26 protein-coding genes are annotated in these 21,010 nt (G+C 61.7%); 5 read left to right on the top strand and 21 right to left on the bottom strand.

The annotated features are described in order from the left end of the window. The 4 genes from RBJ75_RS04265 to RBJ75_RS04250 form a co-directional block, all read right to left on the bottom strand. On the bottom strand, positions 1-1,095 hold the full coding sequence (locus RBJ75_RS04265; RefSeq protein WP_044412533.1) for a tyrosine-type recombinase/integrase: 1,095 nt from the start codon (positions 1,093-1,095) through the stop codon (positions 1-3). After that, entirely contained in the window at positions 1,085-1,351 is a 267-nt protein-coding gene (locus RBJ75_RS04260; protein ID WP_080901055.1) for a helix-turn-helix transcriptional regulator, read from the bottom strand. The genes RBJ75_RS04265 and RBJ75_RS04260 overlap by 11 nt, the downstream gene beginning before the upstream one ends. Next, positions 1,351-2,013 (bottom strand): hypothetical protein, encoded by a 663-nt coding sequence (locus RBJ75_RS04255; protein ID WP_044412449.1) that lies wholly within the window; start codon positions 2,011-2,013, stop codon positions 1,351-1,353. The genes RBJ75_RS04260 and RBJ75_RS04255 overlap by 1 nt, the downstream gene beginning before the upstream one ends. A 374-nt stretch (positions 2,014-2,387) precedes the next feature. Next, positions 2,388-2,879 carry a hypothetical protein gene (locus tag RBJ75_RS04250; RefSeq protein WP_152647740.1) on the bottom strand — a complete coding sequence of 164 codons (492 nt, stop codon included), beginning with the start codon at positions 2,877-2,879 and terminating at the stop codon, positions 2,388-2,390. Positions 2,880-2,916: 37 nt separating this feature from the next. Between RBJ75_RS04250 and RBJ75_RS04245 the strand changes: the two genes are divergently transcribed. Together RBJ75_RS04245 and RBJ75_RS04240 are read left to right on the top strand one after the other, a co-directional pair. After that, positions 2,917-3,168 carry a hypothetical protein gene (locus RBJ75_RS04245; RefSeq protein ID WP_152647741.1) on the top strand — a complete coding sequence of 84 codons (252 nt, stop codon included), beginning with the start codon at positions 2,917-2,919 and terminating at the stop codon, positions 3,166-3,168. Beyond that, positions 3,165-3,464, top strand: coding sequence for a hypothetical protein (locus tag RBJ75_RS04240; RefSeq protein ID WP_044412454.1), 300 nt, complete (start codon positions 3,165-3,167; stop codon positions 3,462-3,464). The genes RBJ75_RS04245 and RBJ75_RS04240 overlap by 4 nt, the downstream gene beginning before the upstream one ends. 391 nt (positions 3,465-3,855) lie before the next feature. Here RBJ75_RS04240 and RBJ75_RS04235 read toward each other — a convergent pair whose 3' ends face one another. The 3 genes from RBJ75_RS04235 to RBJ75_RS04225 form a co-directional block, all read right to left on the bottom strand. Beyond that, positions 3,856-4,536 carry a hypothetical protein gene (locus RBJ75_RS04235; protein ID WP_152647742.1) on the bottom strand — a complete coding sequence of 227 codons (681 nt, stop codon included), beginning with the start codon at positions 4,534-4,536 and terminating at the stop codon, positions 3,856-3,858. Continuing rightward, entirely contained in the window at positions 4,506-4,859 is a 354-nt protein-coding gene (locus RBJ75_RS04230; protein ID WP_152647743.1) for a hypothetical protein, read from the bottom strand. Before RBJ75_RS04230 ends, RBJ75_RS04235 begins: the two co-directional genes overlap by 31 nt. Before the next feature lie 493 nt (positions 4,860-5,352). Further along, positions 5,353-5,811, bottom strand: a complete 459-nt coding sequence (locus tag RBJ75_RS04225) for a hypothetical protein (RefSeq protein WP_044412463.1) — start codon at positions 5,809-5,811, stop codon at positions 5,353-5,355. A 24-nt stretch (positions 5,812-5,835) separates the two neighbouring features. Here RBJ75_RS04225 and RBJ75_RS04220 point away from each other — a divergent pair, with 24 nt between their 5' ends. Beyond that, the gene (locus RBJ75_RS04220) at positions 5,836-7,011 is read left to right on the top strand and encodes a helix-turn-helix domain-containing protein (protein WP_080901056.1); all 1,176 of its coding nucleotides are present in this window, start codon (positions 5,836-5,838) and stop codon (positions 7,009-7,011) included. A gap of 483 nt (positions 7,012-7,494) precedes the next feature. On the opposite strand, the gene RBJ75_RS04215 is transcribed toward RBJ75_RS04220, so the two are convergent. The 13 genes from RBJ75_RS04215 to RBJ75_RS04155 form a co-directional block, all read right to left on the bottom strand. Further along, positions 7,495-9,084: a terminase large subunit gene (locus RBJ75_RS04215; RefSeq protein ID WP_044412472.1), complete on the bottom strand. Its 1,590-nt coding sequence runs from the start codon at positions 9,082-9,084 to the stop codon at positions 7,495-7,497. After that, on the bottom strand, positions 9,059-9,448 hold the full coding sequence (locus RBJ75_RS04210) for a P27 family phage terminase small subunit (protein WP_044412475.1): 390 nt from the start codon (positions 9,446-9,448) through the stop codon (positions 9,059-9,061). The genes RBJ75_RS04215 and RBJ75_RS04210 overlap by 26 nt, the downstream gene beginning before the upstream one ends. Positions 9,449-9,902: 454 nt before the next feature. Continuing rightward, positions 9,903-10,490, bottom strand: coding sequence for a phage head-tail connector protein (locus tag RBJ75_RS04205; protein WP_152647744.1), 588 nt, complete (start codon positions 10,488-10,490; stop codon positions 9,903-9,905). A 126-nt stretch (positions 10,491-10,616) separates the two neighbouring features. After that, a complete protein-coding gene (locus RBJ75_RS04200; protein WP_044412481.1) occupies positions 10,617-11,045 on the bottom strand; it encodes a hypothetical protein in 429 nt (142 codons plus the stop codon). Positions 11,046-11,108: 63 nt separating this feature from the next. Continuing rightward, positions 11,109-12,275, bottom strand: a complete 1,167-nt coding sequence (locus RBJ75_RS04195; protein ID WP_044412484.1) for a phage major capsid protein — start codon at positions 12,273-12,275, stop codon at positions 11,109-11,111. A gap of 4 nt (positions 12,276-12,279) precedes the next feature. Beyond that, positions 12,280-12,753, bottom strand: a complete 474-nt coding sequence (locus RBJ75_RS04190) for an HK97 family phage prohead protease (protein WP_317528708.1) — start codon at positions 12,751-12,753, stop codon at positions 12,280-12,282. A gap of 26 nt (positions 12,754-12,779) precedes the next feature. Continuing rightward, complete coding sequence (locus RBJ75_RS04185; protein ID WP_080901057.1) at positions 12,780-14,054, bottom strand: phage portal protein; 1,275 nt, start codon at positions 14,052-14,054, stop codon at positions 12,780-12,782. A 36-nt stretch (positions 14,055-14,090) separates the two neighbouring features. After that, positions 14,091-14,300, bottom strand: a complete 210-nt coding sequence (locus tag RBJ75_RS04180; protein WP_044412491.1) for a helix-turn-helix transcriptional regulator — start codon at positions 14,298-14,300, stop codon at positions 14,091-14,093. Then, positions 14,297-14,623: a hypothetical protein gene (locus RBJ75_RS04175; RefSeq protein ID WP_044412493.1), complete on the bottom strand. Its 327-nt coding sequence runs from the start codon at positions 14,621-14,623 to the stop codon at positions 14,297-14,299. Before RBJ75_RS04175 ends, RBJ75_RS04180 begins: the two co-directional genes overlap by 4 nt. Positions 14,624-14,625: 2 nt before the next feature. After that, positions 14,626-15,825: a hypothetical protein gene (locus RBJ75_RS04170; protein ID WP_044412494.1), complete on the bottom strand. Its 1,200-nt coding sequence runs from the start codon at positions 15,823-15,825 to the stop codon at positions 14,626-14,628. Positions 15,826-16,272: 447 nt separating this feature from the next. Next, complete coding sequence (locus RBJ75_RS04165) at positions 16,273-16,587, bottom strand: hypothetical protein (RefSeq protein WP_044412497.1); 315 nt, start codon at positions 16,585-16,587, stop codon at positions 16,273-16,275. Then, positions 16,584-16,895: a hypothetical protein gene (locus tag RBJ75_RS04160; protein ID WP_152647745.1), complete on the bottom strand. Its 312-nt coding sequence runs from the start codon at positions 16,893-16,895 to the stop codon at positions 16,584-16,586. Before RBJ75_RS04160 ends, RBJ75_RS04165 begins: the two co-directional genes overlap by 4 nt. 109 nt (positions 16,896-17,004) lie before the next feature. Next, positions 17,005-17,901, bottom strand: coding sequence for a LysR substrate-binding domain-containing protein (locus tag RBJ75_RS04155; protein ID WP_044412502.1), 897 nt, complete (start codon positions 17,899-17,901; stop codon positions 17,005-17,007). Positions 17,902-18,056: 155 nt separating this feature from the next. On the opposite strand from RBJ75_RS04155, the gene phnA reads away from it, so the two are divergent. Continuing rightward, positions 18,057-19,334, top strand: a complete 1,278-nt coding sequence (gene phnA / locus RBJ75_RS04150; protein ID WP_044412505.1) for a phosphonoacetate hydrolase — start codon at positions 18,057-18,059, stop codon at positions 19,332-19,334. Between the two features lie 36 nt (positions 19,335-19,370). Continuing rightward, a complete protein-coding gene (pstS, locus tag RBJ75_RS04145; RefSeq protein WP_044412508.1) occupies positions 19,371-20,375 on the top strand; it encodes a phosphate ABC transporter substrate-binding protein PstS in 1,005 nt (334 codons plus the stop codon). A 168-nt stretch (positions 20,376-20,543) separates the two neighbouring features. On the opposite strand, the gene RBJ75_RS04140 is transcribed toward pstS, so the two are convergent. Continuing rightward, positions 20,544-20,918, bottom strand: a complete 375-nt coding sequence (locus RBJ75_RS04140) for a hypothetical protein (protein WP_044412511.1) — start codon at positions 20,916-20,918, stop codon at positions 20,544-20,546. Between the last annotated feature and the right edge of the window lie 92 nt (positions 20,919-21,010).

Genomic DNA, 21,010 nt, shown 5'->3' with positions numbered 1-21,010 from the left:
TCATTCTGATTTTCCACCGGTTTTGACCACTTTCCCCAAACGCTCGGATGCGGTTTGGGAATGGATGTTCGCCTTATGGTCGTTAAGCTGGGTGACGGCGCGCTGTCCGCCTCGTCGCCGGTTCGCTTCTTTGGTGTAGAGTTCGGCCTGTGCGAGCGTCGTGTGACCGAGCGCGGCCATGATGTCGTGTGCCGAGACGCCGGCGTCGGCGAGTTTCCGACCGAGCGTCTTGCGTAGACCGTGTGGCTTGCAATCGAGCGGCAGTCCCGCCGCTGTCATCGCATCCCGCATGAAGCCGCTGAACCCATCGACGGTGAAGGGCCGGCCGAACTCGGTGTTGATGATCGTGACGTGTTCCCGCGGCGCCGCGTCCAATGCCGCCCGCAAGCCCGTGTCCAGCCCGATATCGACGGCCACGCCGGTCTTGTTGCGGGTGTAGCCAACACCGGCAGAATCGACTTGCGTCCAGGTCATCCGGTGAACGTCGACGCGCGCCGTACCGACTCCCAGCATCAGCGCATAGGCGGTGCGTTGTTTCGTGCCGAGCGGCCACCGTTCCTCATAGGCCGCCATCTCGGCATCGGTCCAAGCCCTGATCGGCTTGGATTTCGGTCGTTTGATGCCCGCCGACGGGTCGTGCTTCAGCAGTCCCTTTTCGATCGCGTGCCGAATCAGGATCCGCAGCTTCTTCAACGTGTCGAGTGCCGCGCCTGGCCTGTCGGCGTAGGGCAACAGGATGAAGGTGTTGATCCGATCGCGTGTGAGGCCCGCGACGCTGCGGTGACCGTGCTCCACTCGGATCGTCTCAAGCCGCGTCATATAGCCGGCTTTCGACGTGTCTCGCAGAGAGATGAACGCTGCGGTCTGCATGTAGGAGGTCACCAAGGCGCCGATGGTCCCGGGCGCGTCCTTTTGCATCGCGGCACGCGCTGGCGGAGTCTCGCCGGCCATGGCGGCCGCGTAGGCTTCGCGAAATTCAGCCGACGACGGATCGCTCGGCAACCGGGTGCGCGGCCCCTTCCCTATCCTGAAGGACAGGTAGGTGTGTCCCTTCACGTGATTGCGCTCGACATGCGGCGGGAGCTTACGGGGCATGCTCTTCTCCCCAACCGTCATCAGCGGCGACGGTGTTCGCATCTTCACCATCGCGGGGAAGAGCGTCGATCGCAGCATCAAGTTCGCGGACGTCCCATGCCAGACGTTTCGAGCCGAGCATTCGGGGCTTCGGCATCCTGCCATCCCTCACCATTTCATCGAAGGTGTTGGGCGAGAGACACGCATACGCGGCGCTGGCCTCTCGAGCGATCAGCCGCGGCGGCAGATTCGGCGGAAGGGCAAGCTGACGAGGCATCAGGGTTTCCCCTTCTCGGTGCCCGGTTCGTCCATCCCCTCGAGGCCAGCCAGAAGTTCCTCTTCGGTCATCCGCTTGACTGGCGGTCTCTTTGGCCGCGCCGCCCGCTTTGCCTGCTTCGCGGCTTTGATGGCATCGAGATGACTCGCCAGCCCGAGCTTGCGCAAACCAACCCGCAAGAGCATCACGGCCCATTTGCCGTCCGGCAGGTGCTGAAACTGCAGCTTGCCGCCGTGCAAAATATTGACCGCGTAGTAATCCTCGCTGCTGCCAACGTCTGGGTTGGCCGCAAAGCAGGCCAGCAATTCAACGACCTGATCGCTTAGATCCCTTTGCAGCGACGCCGCGGAATGGCCGTCTTCGATCAGGCGATCTCTAATTCGCTCGACGGCTTCGGCGGTCCGCCGCTGGACCACGGGCGCGTACTCAAATGCGACAACTGGCGAGATGCCGGCCCCCACCATGTCCATTCCGAACATGATGGTCTCGATGTCAGCCAACGTGTAGCGGCGTTTCGCACCCCGACCCAATCCGACCTTGTCGGCTCCGAGGTAGCCCTTGTTCGTCCAATTCTGCAGCGTGGATTCAGTTATGCCGGTCAGAATGACTGTTTCGGCCGGCGAGAAAGGGCCCGCCTCGAAGATGACGGGGGGAAGTTCCATGATGCGTTTATGAGTGCTACGCGGCATTCCGAATCATTAGCCGTGGAGCATTTGGAATACAAGGCAGCATTCCTCGTGAAGATCGCCGCATTGCTTGTAAAAGCCAATAACGTGTTGATTTCGTGCTGGAAAGGTTTCGTTAGGATTTTTCACGTGAGCAGCGCGGGCGCGTAAGTCGATGCGGGCCTGCTGGATCGATCGATCGGGGCACCATGAACGATTTCAACAAGATAGGTTGCCCGAATCAAATGCAGGAGTGTGTCGACGGCGCCGGCGTCGAAATGTCGACGGCGCCAGCAACGTGGTGACGCCGTGGACTGTGCTGCTCGGTGTGCTGACGACGGTCGATGCCCTTCGACAAAAGGGCCGCGCCGTCAGGCCGCCTCGCCGCGCGCGCGGTCGAAGCAAAGTAACGGGTCGTGCGCAGCCGGCATATATCGCGATGCCACGTCCGCGAGCGGTCCCGTCGCGATCGCACGGACAGGACCGATCGCCGAAAACAGCAGGCGCATCGCCTGATCGACCAGACAGTCTCGTTCGTCCTGCGTGTGCTCGTTCGCCTTGATGTCGCCGATGCAATCAGCGGCGAGTCGGATCTGAAACAGCGCACCTTCCAGCGACCGCGCACGCGCGTAAGACGCCATGTCTTTCAAAGTTTCAGCCGCAGAGAAGAGCAGCATCTGTTCAGCGCCGCGCCCATCGTCGCGTCTGTCCTCCGGCTTTGGCACATCCTCAATGCGATCGTGTTCCCGCCAAAGCTCCTCAAATCGTGCGGCGATCGCGGCAATGGGGCAGTTCGCCGGGCCAATCGATTCCGGAAGATGGCTGGTGGCGACTCGTCTATTCCTGGTGTCAGCTTTCGGCATGGGGCCTCCATGGTGAGAGTTAGAGCCGGGCAGGAAGTTGGCGCTTCCGACCGGCTCGATTTTCTGGTACACGAAAATCATGGCAAAGGCAATAACTGGTACGAGAAAATCGAGAGGCCGACCGGCCACGGGGGCCGAATCCGTGCATCTGCGCATCTTGCCGGACCAGGCCGCGGCAATCGATGCTTGGATCAATAAGCAAGAAGATGCTGACTTGACGCGGCCGGAGGCGATTCGGCGCCTGCTCGACGAGGCGCTGACGGTGAAGGCAAAAGGGAAAAAGAAATGAGCGCGGTCGTGGACTACACAGTTTTTGACAAATTTCTTCGAGTAGACTCTTGGCAGAGTTCCCATCCACTGGACGACAAGAGATTCTTCCTCTGCCTTCAAAAAGTCGTCGAAGATCCAGCTTTTAGCGCCGAAGCCATGGGCAACTACATGCGAAGCGCGAAAGGCGTCGACTCTTACGAGCATTACCTTGCGCAGCGGATTCGCGATCTTGTCGGTAAAGCCTGGGCTGTACGCGAATATCTTCAGGCGGTGAACGAAACGTCTGCTTATGAAGATCCCGACGTGCAGGTGTGATGTCGCAGGTACCGTCCGAAGAACTTATTGCTCAGGCGAGATCGGTCTTGAAGCGTTTGGACCAATCCGTAGTACCGCGCTTTGTCAGTGTTTCGCTTCCTATAGGCAAGCCGGCTGAATGGGTGCCGCGCTTGGGCAACTGCCATTCCAACGTCGCAACTTGGGTGCATTGCCTGCCAATTCATAGGCACGTTCGTGGATATTCGGTGCTGGATTTTCCGCGGCACTTTGATGTAGTCGCTCACTCTGTTGTCGAAACGGAGCTTGGCGAGCTTATCGATATAACGCCTCACGGGGCGGAGGGTGTTCCGTTCGTTCGCCATCTCATTGCGGACGGAGACTTTCAGCGGTTCGCTGATGCTTGGCATGTTGAAATAGCAAAACCATTAGCTTAGCTGCGCATCGATAGGACCAGCGCCGGGTACAGCATCTGACTGCCGGCCGTGGTGTCTGGGCGCAGCCTCTTCCTCGCGAACTGCCGGTAGCCGCGCCGGAAATGACCTTTCAGCACGTACCCTCCGGGCAAAGGGATCATCGTCCGTTTCGCCATGACCATATTGCCGAACCGCGACATCACGGCCTTTTTGGCGTCCTCAACGACGCCTGGACGAACCGACATCTGCATGTGACCGACATCGATCTTACGCGAATACGGCTGATCGTTGCAGATAATCACCGTGGCGTTGATTGGGATGCTGTCGAAATCCTTGACGCGGCCACCAGGCGTCATGACAAACCAGGATTGCTTGTAGCGGCCCGACTTCTGCGGCGATCGCTCGACCAAAGTCTGCAGAGCAAATTCCAGGATCTCGCGCCACCATCGGAACTGATAGACGATCGGTCCGGGCGGAACGACACTTTTCTCTGCCGCGCCGAGATTGCCGTTTACGTAGCGATCGAATCGCTCTGATCCCTCGCCGTCCTGGATCGCTCGCGCCAATTCGCGTCTCGCGTAAGCGGCAAGCTCTCGCGCGACGTTCTCCGGCGCGATGCCCGCCGTGGCGAGCTGCAGATCCTTCGCGAAAGTCGAAATACGGGGCATCACGTTCCCTTGGTGCTGATATCTAGGCAACCGCTGAATTCGCGGTGGTCCGGATCCACGGCATCAATGGTAGTCGGCACGTCCAAGGCATCGCCAAGATAGATGCGGTCGCCCTTTTTGATAGGCATCGGAAAGCCGGCCGAGATTAGTTCGAGCAACGACACGATGACTTTCCGCGAACCCGCGGTGATGCCGCTGATCAACTCGTCCGGTTTGTATCCTTCGACAGTTGCCTTGACGTCTGCGCGCGCCAGAACAGTTTGCGGCATCGTTGTCGTCATACGACGAAAGCTGACGAGGTGTCCACGGCGGTTGATCGCAGCTCGGGCACGCCTAGCTGAGGTCTGGTTCATGGTTCCACTACTCCCCAATTTTCATCACTAGTGGCAGTGCGCTGGTGCACAAAGTATAGCATGATTTGCGGACTGGAAGCTCCTCCGCTCTGCCCATGAATGGCGTCATGTCACCCCCCTGAACGGCAGTGACCGAAAAGCTTTGAAGAAGGAACTAAGTGAGTGAATCCGATCACCGGAATTCTCACGCTCCCGGGCTGAAGAACTGGAGGCAAGCGGTTTACCGATTCGGCCTGCACCAAATTTGCGCTTCCAAGCTGGAATGAACGGCGGAGCCGTCTTCAGCGATAATCCAGTCATTGCCGGCGGTCTCGGCAAGCAGGTCAGATGCTATCGCTGCAAGACCAGCGGCAATAACCCGTTGGACATCAGGCACCTTCGTCAACCAAGATGTCCTTGCGACGACGAAAACCGACGCCTCTCCAATACGATAGAGGGACGGAAGAAGCTTGGCATTGGTCCAATTGAGCATGGAGAAACACTACATCCGGCTTTACGTCGATCGAATCTCCGCTAATCTCAACTTAATGATGTGAAATCGCCATCGCGCCATAATTTCGAGCAAGGCACCCAGGATGAGATAATAGGCAACAGAAAGGAACAATAATCCAATCTTCTCGTGTGCACTGAGAACGTATGGCGCGTAGAGAGAGGCAAGGACGAGCGCGGTCCAATTGCCAACCGCGCCGACAAGAGCGCCAATCATGAACGGAAACAGCCACTTTTCGAGGTTATCAGCCTCAACGTTAAAGGCGAGCTTTAACAACGATAAATCCCCGCGCTGTTGCTGGGCTTTCGCCGATGACAAACCCTCAAGAACAATAATCTCATTATCGATCGCCATCGCCAACTCTTTAGCCCTGAGCTCAACGGGCGCCCGAAAATAAGACAAGCCAATCCCAATGCCGAATCCCAACTGCAACAGACTGCTGAACTCTCCTAATGTCGCCATTCTGCGCTCTAACCAGGAATCGATATGGTACTAGGACGTATTTTACGGCAGGTCCGTGAGACACGCCAGTTCGAATTGGCTGATGTCGCTTCATCGTCAAATATTAGCGAGTCACGTCTTGAGAAATTTGAATCCGGAGACATTGAGCCGTCATTCATTCAGATTGAAAAACTCGCCGACGTCTATGGTCTCCCTTCATACCTATTAGCAAGCCGCAATCTTCCCAATCTACCCGAGGCGCTTCCCGATTTTCGACGGTCGACTCCTCAGCCAGCACGTCTTTCTCCCGCGGGCATGCGACGCATTTGGTCGTCCGAAAAGATTGCTAGTTTTACGCATCAGATTGATAGCGCTGTTAGCCGCCCACAGCCTGCGTGGAAGGACCATGTCCCGCTCGGACTGCCGACAGTGCCCCGCGCAACCCACTTGAGGGAGTTCTTTGATGACTGGCTGGAGCGCCGTAGTACCGGGCTAGATTTCCACGGCACACCGGAGCAGATATTCTTCGGGGCATTTAGGATGTTTCTTGAAGCTCTGGGTACGATCGTGAACGTGAACGACGCGCCTCCTGATGATTTTCTCGGTTTTTATGTCAATCACTCGGAGACCGCACCCGTTGCGTTTGTTAATAGAAAGATTTCTTCGCGAAAGGCCCAGCTATTCACACTCGTTCACGAGTTTGGCCACATCCTAGCTAACACGGAAGGCGTTTCGAATCCCTTCATCGTGAAGAATGCGACCGAGCAAACGTGCAACCGATTTGCTGCGGAATTTCTAGCGCCGATGTCGACATTCCAGAGGTATGTCGAACAGCTGGGGCGCTCTGTCCGCTCCGATGCATTTGAGTTGATCAGATTGGTTTCGCAGAATCTATTGCTCAGCCAGCACGCCACAGCCATTCGCCTAGTCGAGGCAAACTATCTTAGTCAATCCTTCCTGCGTACCTGGGAAAGTAAACGGTCAAAGACTCCCACGCTGGAAAAAGATGACGAAACTGATGCGGCCGTGGGTAAGTTCGGGGCCGTGCATGCAAAAAGGATTGGCGAGCTTGGCTACCTTCCGACATACTTGGCGAAAATTGCCATCGACGAGAAGATAGTCGATAGTCTTGATGTGCAATCTGGAATGAAACTAAGCGAATCGCTTCAAGAGAGCGCTTTTGCTTTGGCGTCGCGTAGATTTCTGGCGGCGGTGAGCTAAATGCCGTTGCCAGATGTTGACGGGTGGATGATCGATTTTCGAACGGCCCGGGATATATTCGCGTCATTCAATAATGAGCGGATAGATCACTGTGTAAGCATGTGCGCGCGCGGATCGCTGTTTGCGTGCTACTGCGAGCAGGACCTCTTCAAACAATTACCTGCTCTGAAGCAGAACTTTATTCAGGATCACAAATGCATCCTTGTTCCTGACGAGGACGTTATGAGGAGGTGCATCGGAATCTCGAAAACCCCGCTCGCTAAGGAGCGACTTGTAGGGAATGAGTCTGCGCTCTTTCTGGCGGCGACAGCGGCCGCACGTAACTTTGGAGTGATTTCGAACCATCAATCAATCGTCTATACGACAGTTGGAGACCTTTGCCAGCATTATGGCATTCCGTTTTTATGCGCCGACCAATACTTCGCCCTCCTCTAGGGCCCTGGCGAGAGGGATATTAGAGTTTCATACAGTTCCGTATCGCCCCTAAATGGTTAGCAGCCCGTCGGGCCGCTCGTCGGTACTGTAGATGCTGACGTTGGAGTCTCCGGCGGATGCCCGCACTAGCGCCATCCACAGCGTCACGGCGAGGTCGATCCGATCGCGGCTCTTGCCCTTGTGCATGACGCGATTGCCGGCGCTGTCGGTGTGGATCGCGACGTTCTCGACGCACCAGCGGAGAACCGGGGAATTCCACTTCAGGTTTCTGCCGATCACGGCGCGCTCGACGATGTTGAGTGCCGGCGACTGCGTCACCCATCCCTGGCGCATCGTGAGCGTCGGGTAACCGTCGTCGGTCAGCGGCGCCAGCACTGGTGTCGCATAGGCCGGGTCGAACGCAATTTCTCGCGCTTCGTATTTCTCGCACAAGTTGCGGATGTGGCTCTCAATCAACCGGTAATCGATGACGCCGCCGGGAGTCGGGATGATCCAGCCCTCTTTCGCCCAACGGGGGTACGGCACGCCGTCGCGATCGGCGCGGGCCTGCAGATTGTCCGCGGGGACGAAGGCCCAGCACAACACGATGAAGTCGTCGCCGTCCGGGAAGCAGGCCAGCACCGCGCTGAGATCGGTTGTGCTGCTCATGTCGCCGGCAATCCAGCATTCCCGGCCGGCGAGCGCTTCGACGTCGATCGTAGCCTTGCCCTCGTCGAAGACGGCCATGTCAACGAAGGGGCTGAGGCTGTTTTCCTGCCGGCGGCCAAGGTAGAACTGCTCGAATGCGGCGCGATCGGCCGGGCGTTCCTTCGCCTCGCGCGCGTATTGGCGCATCGAAGGAAGGTCGGGATAGCCATACGGGAGACCCGGCAGCACCTTTGACCAGGTCTCCTCGCTGTCCCAGGCGTCGGCGGGATCCGCTTCGAAGATGATCGGCAGGAACGATGGATCGATGATCTCGCCGGCCTGTACCTTCTTCGCGTACTCGTAGATCGGATAGTCCGGCGACTCGTTGCCGCGCCCGGCGGTGGTGGCGACGATCAGCAGGGAGCCCGGCGCCTTGGTGGCACCGGTGCGCAGCGCCTGCCACAGATCGGCTTTGCGGTGCGCCCAAAGCTCGTCGACCAGGATGAACATCGGCGTGCGGGCGTGTGCGTTGCGGCCATCGGACGACAGCGCCTCGAAGAACGAGCCGGACTTCGGATGGATCAGCCGGTTTTTGCTATCGACCGGCCGCGACGCGCCAGCCAATTGCGGGATCGCTTCGACGATGCCGAGCGCTTCCTCGAAGGCGACGCGGGCCTGGCCTTTGTCGGCGGCGGCGACGTAATTCGCGCCGCGCGGTAGCCGCTCGGGGCCGTAGGTGTGCAGCAACGCCAGCGCCGCGGCGAGCGACGTCTTGCGGCTGCCCTTGCCGACCTGGAGATACACCACCCGCACCAGGCGCGCGCCATGCGCATCAGTTGGCCCATAGATCGCACGCACGATGCGCTCGAACGGCGGGTCGAGCTGGAAGGCCTTCCCCGGCAGCCGGCTCTTGGGGTGCTTCAGCAACCGCAGGAAGTCGACGGCGCGCTGTCCGCGGCCCAGCGGATCAGGGATCGGGCTGGCGTCAGAGATCCATGCCGGACCACTCATCGGTGCCTCCCTGCTCCGGAGGGGCGATGCCGTTGCCGATGATGCCGAGTCTTTTCGCGAGTTGCAGGGCGGTGGCGAAGGCCTTGTTGCGGGCGCCGATAAGCGGGTGCGGCCGCAGGCTGCCGTTGGCGCCCTTCACCAGGATCTTCGCCTTGGCCAGTTCCTTGTCGCACTCCGCGATCAGGGCCATCGCACCGACATAGGCGCCCAGCAGCGGCTCGTTCGCCGGCGTCAATGTGCCGTTCGCCTTGAGCAGCGGAGCAAGCCTCAGCCACTCCGCACGGGCCGCCTTCGGCAACGATTTCGGCGCGACCAGCGGCGGCGCGGCGGGCGTCTTGATCAATTTCAGCACCCGGCCGGTCATGGAATTTGACCTTTTCCGGGAGGGGAAAAATTCGAAAATACGTCGCGGAGTGGACCAGCAGCGGTCCCGCTTCCTATTGCCAAAGACGGCGATGCCCCCCCGGTGGGGGTGCGACCGAAGCCGCCTTCCGATCGGATGGCTTTGCGGGTGTTGCAGACGCTGGCGTAGGGCTGCCAGTTCGACCTATCCCAGAACAGGCGCTGGTTGCCCTTGGGGGCGATGCGGTGGTCGACCATGTCGGCGCGGCGACCGCACCCGCACGCGCACCGCTCATGCCCTGGCTGCGCCAGCCACGCCTTGCTCTCGCGTTCCCATTTGGTGGTGTAGCCACGATCGCGGGCCGACGGGCGGCGGGCTTCCGATGCAGCCTTGCGGGCACGGGCGTGCTGGCACGTCGCACCCGATCTCACGATGCAGCCGCAGGGCCGAAGGGATGGTGCCCGCATTGCCATGGTCAGCACCCGGCCGGCTTGCGGTGGCTGGCGATCAGGTCCAGCACAGCGCCGGGCAGCCCGCCCGTGGCGATCTGCCATTCCAGCGACTCGACGTCACCCGTGCTCTCGGATCTCAACAACGGATCGCGTGCGGCGGCGGAACGATACTGCGCAACCGCCACGATGGTTGCCTGCACCAGATCTGGCGGCATGGCTGCCAGCGAGTAGCCGGCCCGATATCTGATCACCGCGCGGCCCGATGCCCACCCCGAGGCCTTGTCCGAACGCAGGCGGGTGATGATGCCAGCATCGGCGTCAACTTCGTAATCATCGCCGGTCAATGCGGCGCCCGCTTCGCTCACGCTTGTAATGCTGCAGACCGGGTATCGCTCGAGCATGAACGAGGCGCCGCCATTGGAGCGCAGCGATTCTTCGACAAGTTCGGATACGAGCACCCGGTTGCAGGCGGTGGCGATGGCCGCGCTTGCCCTGGTGATGTGCAGCGCAAGCGCTACGTCTTCGCTGGTGTCCGTGATTCCGAGCGCGGCCTTCACCACGGCCAACGTCGCGAGGTCTTCTGATGCTGCTGACGTGACGACGGTTAGCATTGCGCCCTCGAATGAAAATGCGGCTGCCCGAAACGCTTCAGGCCACGGGAATGATCTGCCGGCCGGGCAGCCGCCATCGCCGGATTTTGAAATCCGGCGATGTAACCGATGGCTGCGCGAACCGAACTACTGCGGCGGGTTCGCCGTCGGCGCGCTGTTCGGCAGACCGAGCACCCACACTCCCGAAAGGAAGATGTTGCCGCTGTCATTGCCGGACGGGGTGATCGTGGCGCGGATGTACCGCTTGTTGCCGATGTAACCGAGCTTGCGGCACTCGACGTCGTCGTCGAACTGGAAGCCGGCCAAGAGCTCAGTGCCGATCAGGTCGCCATCGGCAACCGCGGCGGCGCCGCTCATGCCGGAATCGTTCGATTCCTCGAGCAGCACGGCAAAGGTTGCATTGGTGTCCGTCTCGGTGCCGGTGATTAGCGCCAGCATCGCGGCGCCGAAGCCGAACGTATCGAGGATCGCTGACACGATCGCGGTGTTGTCGGTGCGCGCCGCGGCCGGCGCGATCGCCGGCTTGATGTGGATCCTGCTGGAAAGGTCTCGCATCGTCTTGTTCCCTTGTGAAAGTCGGTTGAGGTGACGGGGCGCGGCGAGCGCGCCCCGCTATGATCAGGACGTTGCGATCTTGAGCTTGCGGATGGCTTCGGCCTTGCCGACGCCGCCGGCGACGCGGCGACGACCGTGAAAGCGGGTCATGCCGTTGGTGGCCTGGCTGTACGGGTCGCGCAGGATCGACAGCGAGATGCGGTCGAAGATCCTGTAACCCTGGCTGAAGTCGCCGAACACGATAGGGAACGCACCGCTGCCGACGTCCGGCAGATCCGGCAATTCCAGAATCGGACGACCAAGCAACGTCGTGACCGGGGCGTTGTTGATGCCCTGCATCGCGACGAGGTAATTGCCTTGCGTGTCCTTCAGCTTGCGGATGGCGCCGAGCGTGGCGCTGTTCATGCCCCACACGGCGTTGGCGCGGTACGGCGCCTTGATGGCGTGATACAGGTCGATCAGGCCGTCACCCTTCACCAGGCTGGCGTCGGTGCCGGGCGTGTAGGCGATGTTGGGATCCTGCATGAAGCCGGACGGCGCAAGCGGGCTGGCGCCGTTGACGAATGCGACGCCCTCGAGATGGCCGAACTCTTCGGCGAATTCGAAGGCCAGAAGCTGGCCTACGTCGAAAGCCGAGTCCTCGAGCATCGCGTTGCTGACGTCGACATATGCCGCGAGTTCGCAGACCGTGTAGCGGTTCTGACCGAAGGTGACGGTCGTTTCCGGCCGCGCCTGCGTCTCACCGACCCACGCGCCGGTCATGCCGCCGGTGCGCTTCGGCCACAGCACCGCGGGCGCGCCCGTCGGCAGCACGCGGGCGACGGAGCGGACCGGACTGAACAGCACGACGTTGCGGTCGAGCTCAGCCTGGAACGCATCGGGTGCGAGGAAGCCGCCGGCGGTGTCATCGGACACGCGAAGCGATTTCACTTCGTCCGCTGTCAGGCCCTCGCGACCGCGGCGGACGTAGGTGTCGAACGCCTTCTTCTCGACGACGTCGGCTTCCTTCTCCTCGGTGCCGGTGCCGGGGCGATTCAGCTTCGCCTGGATCGCATCGATCTGGGCTTGCAGCTTCGGGTCGATGCCCTTGCCCTCGACGGCCTTGAGCCGATCGTCGACGCTCTTCTGCAGATCGTCGAGCGCCTTTTGCACGATGGCAGCCGGGTCGAGATCGCCTTCCTTCAGTTCGATCGCGCCGCGCAGCAGCGCCTGTTTCGATACGTGTTGCATGGGCCTACCTCTTGAGCGCCGCAGCGGCGCGGTTGATCGCCTCGGAAAGCGCGATGGCCTCCGCTGCGGATTTCGATGACGTGATGCGCGCGCCCGGGTGCATCGGCACCGTGACGAGCGAGATCTCGACGAGGTCGAGAAGCTTGATGTCGCGGCCGCCGCCCTTGCGGGCGCTGGCTTTGCGCGTGATGAAACCGATGCTGATGCCCGTGAGGGCCTTCGCCTTGACGAGCGCGTGAACTTCCTTTGCCCGCGGCACGTCGTTGATCAGCAGTTGGCCCTTGGCCTGCAGTCCGTCCGGACCTTCCTTGATGTCGTTCCACACCCCGACGGGATCATTGGGCCGGTGACCGAACAGCATCGGAAGCGTTGCCGGTGTTGAGGCGAACGCGCCTTTGTGGATCCAATCACCGACGCGATCGCCGGAGCCGAACGGCCATGCCATCGCGGTGATCGCGCCGGCATCGTCGACGGCCAAATCGGCCTTGAATTCGAACTGTGCGTTCATGCCACCACCGCGATCGGTCCGGGTTTCGGTTTCGGCGCCGGCGTCGCGGTGACGCCAACTGCGTTGGCCGGCGGCCGTAGCTCGTCGCCGCCGTCGATGCCGGGCCGGTTGTCGGTGGCGCGGACTTCGTTGGCGGTGAGGAACGGACCGCCGCAGGCCTGAGCGAAGGCGGCGTAGCGCGCGGCGAGATCGGCTTTGACCAGGCTGTCGACCTCGAATTCCGGGTAGTATTCGGCTTGCTCCTCAGCGCTGAGCAGCCGGGAGATGGCGCCTTGCCAAAGCTTGCAGCGGCCGAGCAGCGTGAAGGTCAGGAACGACTGCGCCATCTCCTCACTGTTCGACCAGGTGGCGCGTCCCAGTTCGAAAATCAGCGTCGGCGGAACACCGAGCGCGCGGCCGATCTCGATCGACTGAAACACCCGCATTTCCGCGAACTGAAGGTCGACGCTGCTGAAGGTGATCGGCGTGAAGGTGACGCCATCCTCGAAAATCGCGGTGCCGCCGGCGTTCTCGCCGGAGTGTGTGCCGCGCCATGATTTCTGCAGGCGCTTGTAAGCGACGTCGTCGAGCCGCTTGCCGCCGGTGCTGAGCGCGCCGCTTGGCCGCGCACCGTTGCCAAGCAAGCGGGCGGCGTGGCCCTCGAGGGCGAGACAAAGGCCGATGGCCTGGCGTGCCTGGCGCAGCGCCGACAGCGGCCGCGCATCATGACGATTGGCGAGGTCGATCGATCCGCGGATGTGCAGAATGTCCCGCCAGCCGTAACGCCGCGTCCCGCCGGTCGATAGCGCCACCTCGTAAAACGGTTCGATGGTCGCCGGGTCGCGCTTGACGGTGACAGCCAGCGGATCCAGGCGGATCAGTTCGATGATCCGGTCATTGGCGCGGTTGGCGTAGGCAAAGCCGGCGCCCTCGGTGATGACGTCCGTCTCGAGCTGCATCACAAATTCGGCGGCGCTGGTCCAGCTATTCGGCCGATCGTGCAGCAAGGCATAGAGGGGATGGTCGGTTGCGCGGCTGCGCTCGTCGTCGGGGCCACGTCGGTAGAGGAACAGGCCAAGAGATCCCAGCGTCTCGACGCGGATTCGAACAGCCGCCGCGACGGCGGGACAGTTGAGCGCCTTGCTTGGTGAGACGTATATGCCGGCGGCAGTCTTCGCGCCCTCGTCGATCAGCGCGGACCACGCCGACTCGTCGAAGCTCTTGCGCCCGCTACCGAAGATTTTGGAATACCAGCCCATCTGTTCGCCGCGACCATCCCGTTGTGGGAACATGCGTCGCGCGAACTCAAAAAGGCCACTCAGCCAATCTCAGGTATCGTCGGGTAGTTTCCGCTTGGTTCGGAGCCAAACCAGCAATTCCGACCGGGTGGCGAAGAGCCGGTTCGTTCCCGGGGGCCGATAGATCGGGCAATCCGGGTCGTCCGACAGCTTATAGACCGTGTCGCAGGACAGCCCCATGAACTGCGCGATCGACGGCGCGCCCCACAGTTTCTCTCCGCGCAGCGACGCGTCTGTCATGCGGCCACCGGCGCTTTGCCGCGCTTGATTTTGTTGCTGCGCTTGGCCTTGCGGGCGGACTTCCGTTGCAGGCGCCGCGATTCCGCGGCGGCACGCTCTTCCTTTTCGATCTCCACGAGGTCGAAGCTGTTCGTCTCACGCCAGCATGTCCGCGGCCGGAACACGTCGCGCATCGCACGAAGGTTGTTCGGATACACCGTGCAATGGCGGATGACACCGTCGTCATCGACCACCAGGCAGCGGGCCATACCATCAGGATCGATGCCGAGAAAACGCATCGGCGGCCCAGCGTCGCCTTTGACCATCTCGCCGCTTCTGAGCATGATCAATCCCAGTTGTTTGAGAGAACGTCGGCCAAGGAAAATGCCGAGTCGGCACCGATCGGCGCGTCCAGCGACTTACGGTTCGGATCGAACCTTTCGCGGTTGTGGATCGTGAGGAGCCGCTGCGCTTCGCTGGCGATCATCGAGATATCGATGGCCCCCTCGAGGATGGCGAGCACGATGGCACTGGCGATGTCATCGCGGGCGTCACGGTCCAGGGCTCTCGGCAGTACCGCGACGGCGCGTCGCCATAGATCGTTTTGCGACAACGCGGCGGCGTGGCGCTCGCCGGCCAACATGAGGCCGCGGACCGTCATTGTGCTCGGTGCGACCAGCCGAACGTTGGCCGGATCGATCTTCGGCCGTCCGTTGACGAGATGCAGGCGCGTCCGGCGCGCCACCACCGCGCTTTCGACAGCTACCAGCAGTTCGGGATTGCGGAACCGCGCCCGCAGCAAGCTCTGAGTGTGAATTCCGCCGGGCGCGAGTCGCGACGTGTGGACCTCGCCGCGGGCATTGGACAGCATCAGCGCGGTGGCCGCCCGCCGCAGTTCATTGGCGGAATAGGCCGGACCTTGGCGCAACGCATTCGGCCCGGCCTGGCGCGTCCGCCCGGCGGCGCGGTACCGGGCGTCGAACTCGGGATGGGTCTTCAAGAATTTGGCGAACGCGGTGTAGTCCGGAAACCGGGTCCGATCGGAATTGAGAATCTGGAGAATGGCGCCGCCGGCGATGATGCGACGTTCGATCTCGTCGAACGCGGCGAGCGCCTTGGCGTGCGGTCGCTCGCGGCGCGCCAGCGCAAGATCGTAGCGAAGCTCCAGGTCGGGGTTGTAGCGGAGCGCGGCGACGAAGCTACCCCGGCTTGGAAAGCGGGAGTCGCTGGCGCAGGCGCGGCGCGCCGACATGCCGCCTTCGATCAGCTTCAGGATCTCGTCGGCGTGATCCAGCGCACCTAAGTTCGGCCGGCCCTGACCGGCTCGCGCGCAGACGGCTTCGAAGCGAGCCCGGAGCGCGGGATCTGTGCGAAGCCGGCAATTGAACTGCGCTGCCGTCGGAAAATGTGGCTTCGATCGGCAGGCTGCCTTCACCGACATGCCGCCGGCGATCAGCGCCAGAACGGCGTCGAGATGATTGAACCGTCCGCCCTTCGCGGAAAATATCCGCCGCTTGACGGTGCGGAGTCCCGAGCTCGTCGTCATGCCAACAGCCTGTGCATGACGATTCTGTAAGTTCGCAAAGCTGATTTGGGAATCCCGCGATCTCGAACTATCAACGGCTGCATCTCTCTTCCTTACTTTCTTCAGCGTCTTGCTTGATCCAGAGACCCGAGTGATGGGCATAGGACGACCTCCCTCGTCAAAGTGACGAGGTCGGTCCCTATGCCCGCTGCGATCTTGCCGTCACCGTCGACCGTCGCTTAGGGCGGTGACCTCGCGATGCTGCGGATCACCTTGGTGCCAACTTCTCGAAGCTCTGCATCGCTCCGGCGGCCGCCCTCGCACTTTTCGGACCGGGCTGTTGTCTATGGCCGCTCCCCGCAGTAGACTTTCCACTTCATCGGGAAGTGGTGGCGCCGCTGCCGTCGTAACCGTTCAGCGCCATTTTTTTGACGGGTCTGACCCTTCCGAGGTCAGGCCCGTTTTTCGTTATTGCTTGTCGAAGAACCCCTCCATGGCTTGAGGGATGTGCATCCGATTGCCGTCCCGGCCGACGATCTCGTCGTCATCGAGTTCAACGATTCGGAAGCGGTGCTGGCCGGCCTCACGCAAGATGGTTGCGGCAAGCTCGATGCAGTTGCGGGACGCGACCTCGATCGTGGCATCGGGTGCGCCGTGCTCGCCCTGCTGGCGGATCACCACGACGTCGAGTCGCTCGGTCACGTAAACGGTGATGGCGCGTTGGTGGGGGATGGCCACAACCTCCTCGTTCCAGTCGAACGGTGCGGGCGTCACGCTGGTCACGCTGCAGGTCCGCGGGTGATGATGGCGTGCGTGGCGGCCTTGCGATCGGGGTACAGACCGATTAGGAACCGATCAGGGGTGAGCGCGGCGCATTGGCTGCGCTCGTCGACCAGGAAGCCCAAGAGGGTCCGGCCGTCATAAACGGACGCGTCGGGATCTTGGTCGGAGTAGGCCTTGGCCTTCCGAACCGGGCATCGTTTGGGGAGCCGTCCTGAAACGCCTTGCAATTCAATGCAGCGGGTTTTGCCCAAACTTGGCGCTAAGTTGTTGCAATCCTTGGAATCGTGCGCTTCGCTAGGGAGCGCCATTTCCTCACATTCAGCATGGAAGAGTGAGCCGTAACGCCAGGCGATCCATCACGCTGGGCGATCAATAATGTCCGCTTGGCCCCAAAAGCGGAAATTGCTGGCCGAGGGATCAGGGCGCGTTCTTGATCTCGTGCTTGAGCCAATCGATGAAACGGCCAACATATCGGGGGTCCGCGCGCGACGTCGGATGAGCGACGTATTTCTCCCCCTTCACGACCAGTTCGGGAAAGGGACACATGAGTCGCCATTCCGGCTGGCCGGGGAAGAACTCCCGGGGCGCCACGATCGAGCCGAGACCTTCGCGCACGGCATGCATCGCGACGAACATATGGTCGAAACGGTGACCGCCTTCGAAAACGTGGTCGCGCAGGCCTGCCTTCTGCAGCCAGGCTTCCCAGTGGCCCGGCCGCGTGGCTGACGTGATCAATGGAAACGCGAGGAGATCCGCGGCACTTTTGATCGGGCTCGCCTGCAGAAGGTCGATGCTGCAGACCGGCGTCAAATGTTCTTCGAACAACACGACCGGTGCTTTCGAATGTCCCCCGATGCGTTCGCTGCTGCCCCGTGTAATCAGCAGATCATGCGAGGATACATCCGGCGTCTGTCCCGTCATGCGCGTGGAGATCCAGACCGCCACGTCGGGATGCGCTTTCTCGAACCGTTTGAGCCGCGGCATGAGAAAGTACATGGCAAATGTCGACGGCGCCTCGACCGCCAGCACCGCCTTGCCGCGTCGGCGTCGGACGTCGTGGCAAGCGGCTTCGATGTCGCGGAACGACCGGCTCAGCTGCTCGGCCAGAACCCTGCCATAGGGCGTGAGCGCCAGGCTGCGACCCTCGCGCGTAAAGACCTGCTGTCCGAGCCAGAGCTCCAGCAATCGCACCTGCTTGCTGACGGCGCCGTGGGTGACCCCCAGCTCCCTGGCAGCCGCGTTCAAGCTGTCGCTGCGCGCGGCAACCGCAAACGCGCGAAGGGCAACGAGCGGCAATTCGCGTTCTTTCACCATGACCTCCGTGTGACGACAGCCTCAGTCTGCGTCATTTTATCTACGACTTTTTCTCACCATTTTGTGCATTTTATTCGATAGTTTCTCACATCGTGACAACCTATCACGCCGGTCATCGGCCGCCCCAACGGGCCGCTCCAGCATCGGGTGACATCATGACGACCCCTCTTCCATCCGCCGTGTCGCAGACTTTGGTCGAGGCCAACGGGCGCAGCTACGCGTTGCCACAACGGCCAGTGGTCGTGATTTGCCTCGACGGCTTTGACCCCGAATATCTGGAGCGCGGAATTGCGGACGGCACCCTTCCGACCATCGCCGCGCTGCGGTCAACGGGCTATGTCGGGACGGCGCTGGCGACGGTACCGACGACCACCAACACCAACAACACATCGATCGTCACCGGCGTGTCCCCCGCCGTCCACGGCATCAACGGCAACTACTATCTCGATGCCGAAACCGGCGAAGAGATCATGGTGACGGACGCCAGGCGACTGCGCTGCGGCACCATTCTCGGTGCGATGAGCAAAGCGGGCGTGCAGACCGCGGTGGTCACCGCCAAGGATAAGCTCCTGAAGGTGCTCGCTTACGAAATGGACGGGATCGCCTTCTCATCCGAACACCCGAACTCTGCCGATCTCACCGCGTTCGGTTTCAAGAACGGTGAGGAGATGGTGGGCCGCGCCAAGCCGGATCAATATTCCGCCGACCTCTCGCTGTTTGCGCTCGACGCGGGGATCAAGCTGCTGGAGACGGCCAAGCCCGAACTCAAGCCGGACCTCATGTATCTGTCGACCTCGGATTATGTGCAGCACAAATATGCACCTGGGGACACCGAGTCGAACGCCTTCCACCTGGCGGTGGACACGCGCATCGCCCGCCTGATTGAACTCGGCGCGACCGTCGCCCTGACCGCCGATCATGGCATGGCCGACAAGTCGGGCGACGATGGACAGCCGAGCGTGGTCTATCTCGAGGACGCACTGAACGAAAAATTCGGCTCAGGTGCTGTGCGCGTGATCTGTCCGATCGCCGACCCGTTCGTTCGACATCACGGGGCGCTCGGCGGCTTCGTGCGCGTCCACGTCCTCGGAGCCGGCGACATCAAAGGTATGATGACCTATGCGCGGTCATTGCCCGGCGTGGAACTGGTGCTTGACCGCGCCACGGTGTGCGAGCGCTTCCAGTTGCCACCGGATCGCGAGGGGGACTTCGCGGTGTTCACGGATCGCGACACCGCGGTGGGCGCGCGGCGTGAAGACCACGACCTGTCGGCCCTCGGCAACCACCCTTTGCGCTCGCATGGCGGGCTTGGCGAGCAGCGTGTGCCCTTCGTGGTGTCGCGTCCGCTGAAGCGTGACTACCGGGAGCGCGCCGAAACCGGCGTGCTGCGAAACTACGACATCTTCGACTTCGTCCTGAACGGGGTCGCGTGACCCATCGTCAGCCCCTTGCGGTCATTGGAAACAAACATGCGTGCAATTCTTATTGGGTTGATGGCGCTCGCCATTGTCACGTCCGGTCCGAGCGGCGGCCATGCGGAGACATCGTTGACGGGAACCGGATCGGCCTTCGCTGCTCCGATCTACATCAAATGGGCCGAACAGCAAAAATCGCTCACCGGTCTCGCCGTCAACTATCAACCGTCGGGATCGTCTGTCGGGCAATTGCAGGTCCTCAGGGGCTTGACGGATTTCGGAGCCTCGGACGTCCCCATGGACGACCGCAAGCTCAAGGAGGGTGAAATCCTGCAGTTTCCCACCGTCGCCGGCGGTTATGCAGTCGTGGTCAACATCCCCGGCGTCGCGCCCGGCCAGCTCCGGCTCACGGCACCGGTCCTTGCTGACATATTCATGGGCGGCATCAGGTCGTGGGATGACGAGCGGATCGGACAACTCAACCCCGGCCTGACCTTACCCAAGCTGGCGATTTCGCTGCTCTATCACGCCGGTGGATCGGGCGGCACCTATGCGCTGTCCCGCTATCTGTCCAAGAACAGCGACGCCTGGCGGGTCAAGATGGGGACTGGCATGACCCTCAACTGGCCGGTTGGAGCCGGCGTCAAGGGCAGCTACGGCGCGGCTTCGACTGTGCGGATGACGTCCGGCGGGATCGGCTACGCCGAACTCTCCTATGTGACGGCCAACAATCTCGCGACCGTCCAGTTAAAGAACAGGGCCGGCCGGTTCGTCCTCCCGAACGGAGACACGTTCGCGGCGGCCGCCGCGAATGGCGACTGGTCGGTGCCGAATTACGCCGTGGATCTCACCGACATGCCGGGTGAACAAAGCTGGCCGATCGTCACCGCCACCTTTGTCCTCATCCCCAAAAGTCCGGCCAAAGCCGCCACCTCGACCGCCGCCCTGCAATTCTTCAGATGGGCCCTGATCCATGGCGACGGCACAGCACGATCGATGCAGTTCGTCCCTCTGCCCAGCGAGGTCAAGGCCGCCATCGTCGGGACTATTACGAATTGATACGCAAGACGGTGCCGGGCCGTGAATGGCCCTGCACCGTCGGATTAGCAAAGCGACTGTTGACGCGTCAGCCACTGCCGCGCGATCAGCGCAGTGGCGAAGCGCGCTCCGGATTTGGCGGGCATTGACCGGCCGATCGGATCGGCGGCGGCACAGAATCGTCAAAGCCTAGGCTGGATCAAGACCGGTTGGCGCGCAGCCAACGCTTCGACCCGGTCGCAATCCGACAAGCCGCCGTGTCAGCAAGATCAGGACGCGCGCGGTGGGATCGTAAACAATGCTGAGCACGGCCGCGATGACGCGGATCGCATAGGCGGCAACAACGACAAATGCGCCGGGCACCAGCCCCAGCATCACGACGCTCATCAGGCGTTGGAAGACGGGTTCGCTGGTCGCACAGACCGCGCAAACCAGGCCGGCCGCGCAGCACGCCGCCGCAATGGCCATGAACAACCAATAGACCGTCGACCCGACAATCAAGATATGGACCGCCGATCGTGACAGAACCGGGTCGCAATCTGACTGCTTGGCGTTCGGCTGCATCCGCGTTCCCCCGATCATGGTCAATGATCACGCTGAATTTTGCGTTAACGCAGGCATAGCCAGGCTGCGCCTCCTCGCGAGCGGTCGTGGTG

It is taken from the genome of Rhodopseudomonas sp. BAL398, assembly GCF_033001325.1.
GTDB lineage: Bacteria > Pseudomonadota > Alphaproteobacteria > Rhizobiales > Xanthobacteraceae > JARJEH01.
Note: the sequence above shows the minus strand (reverse complement) of the source record. Positions and strands in the feature narration are given on the sequence as shown.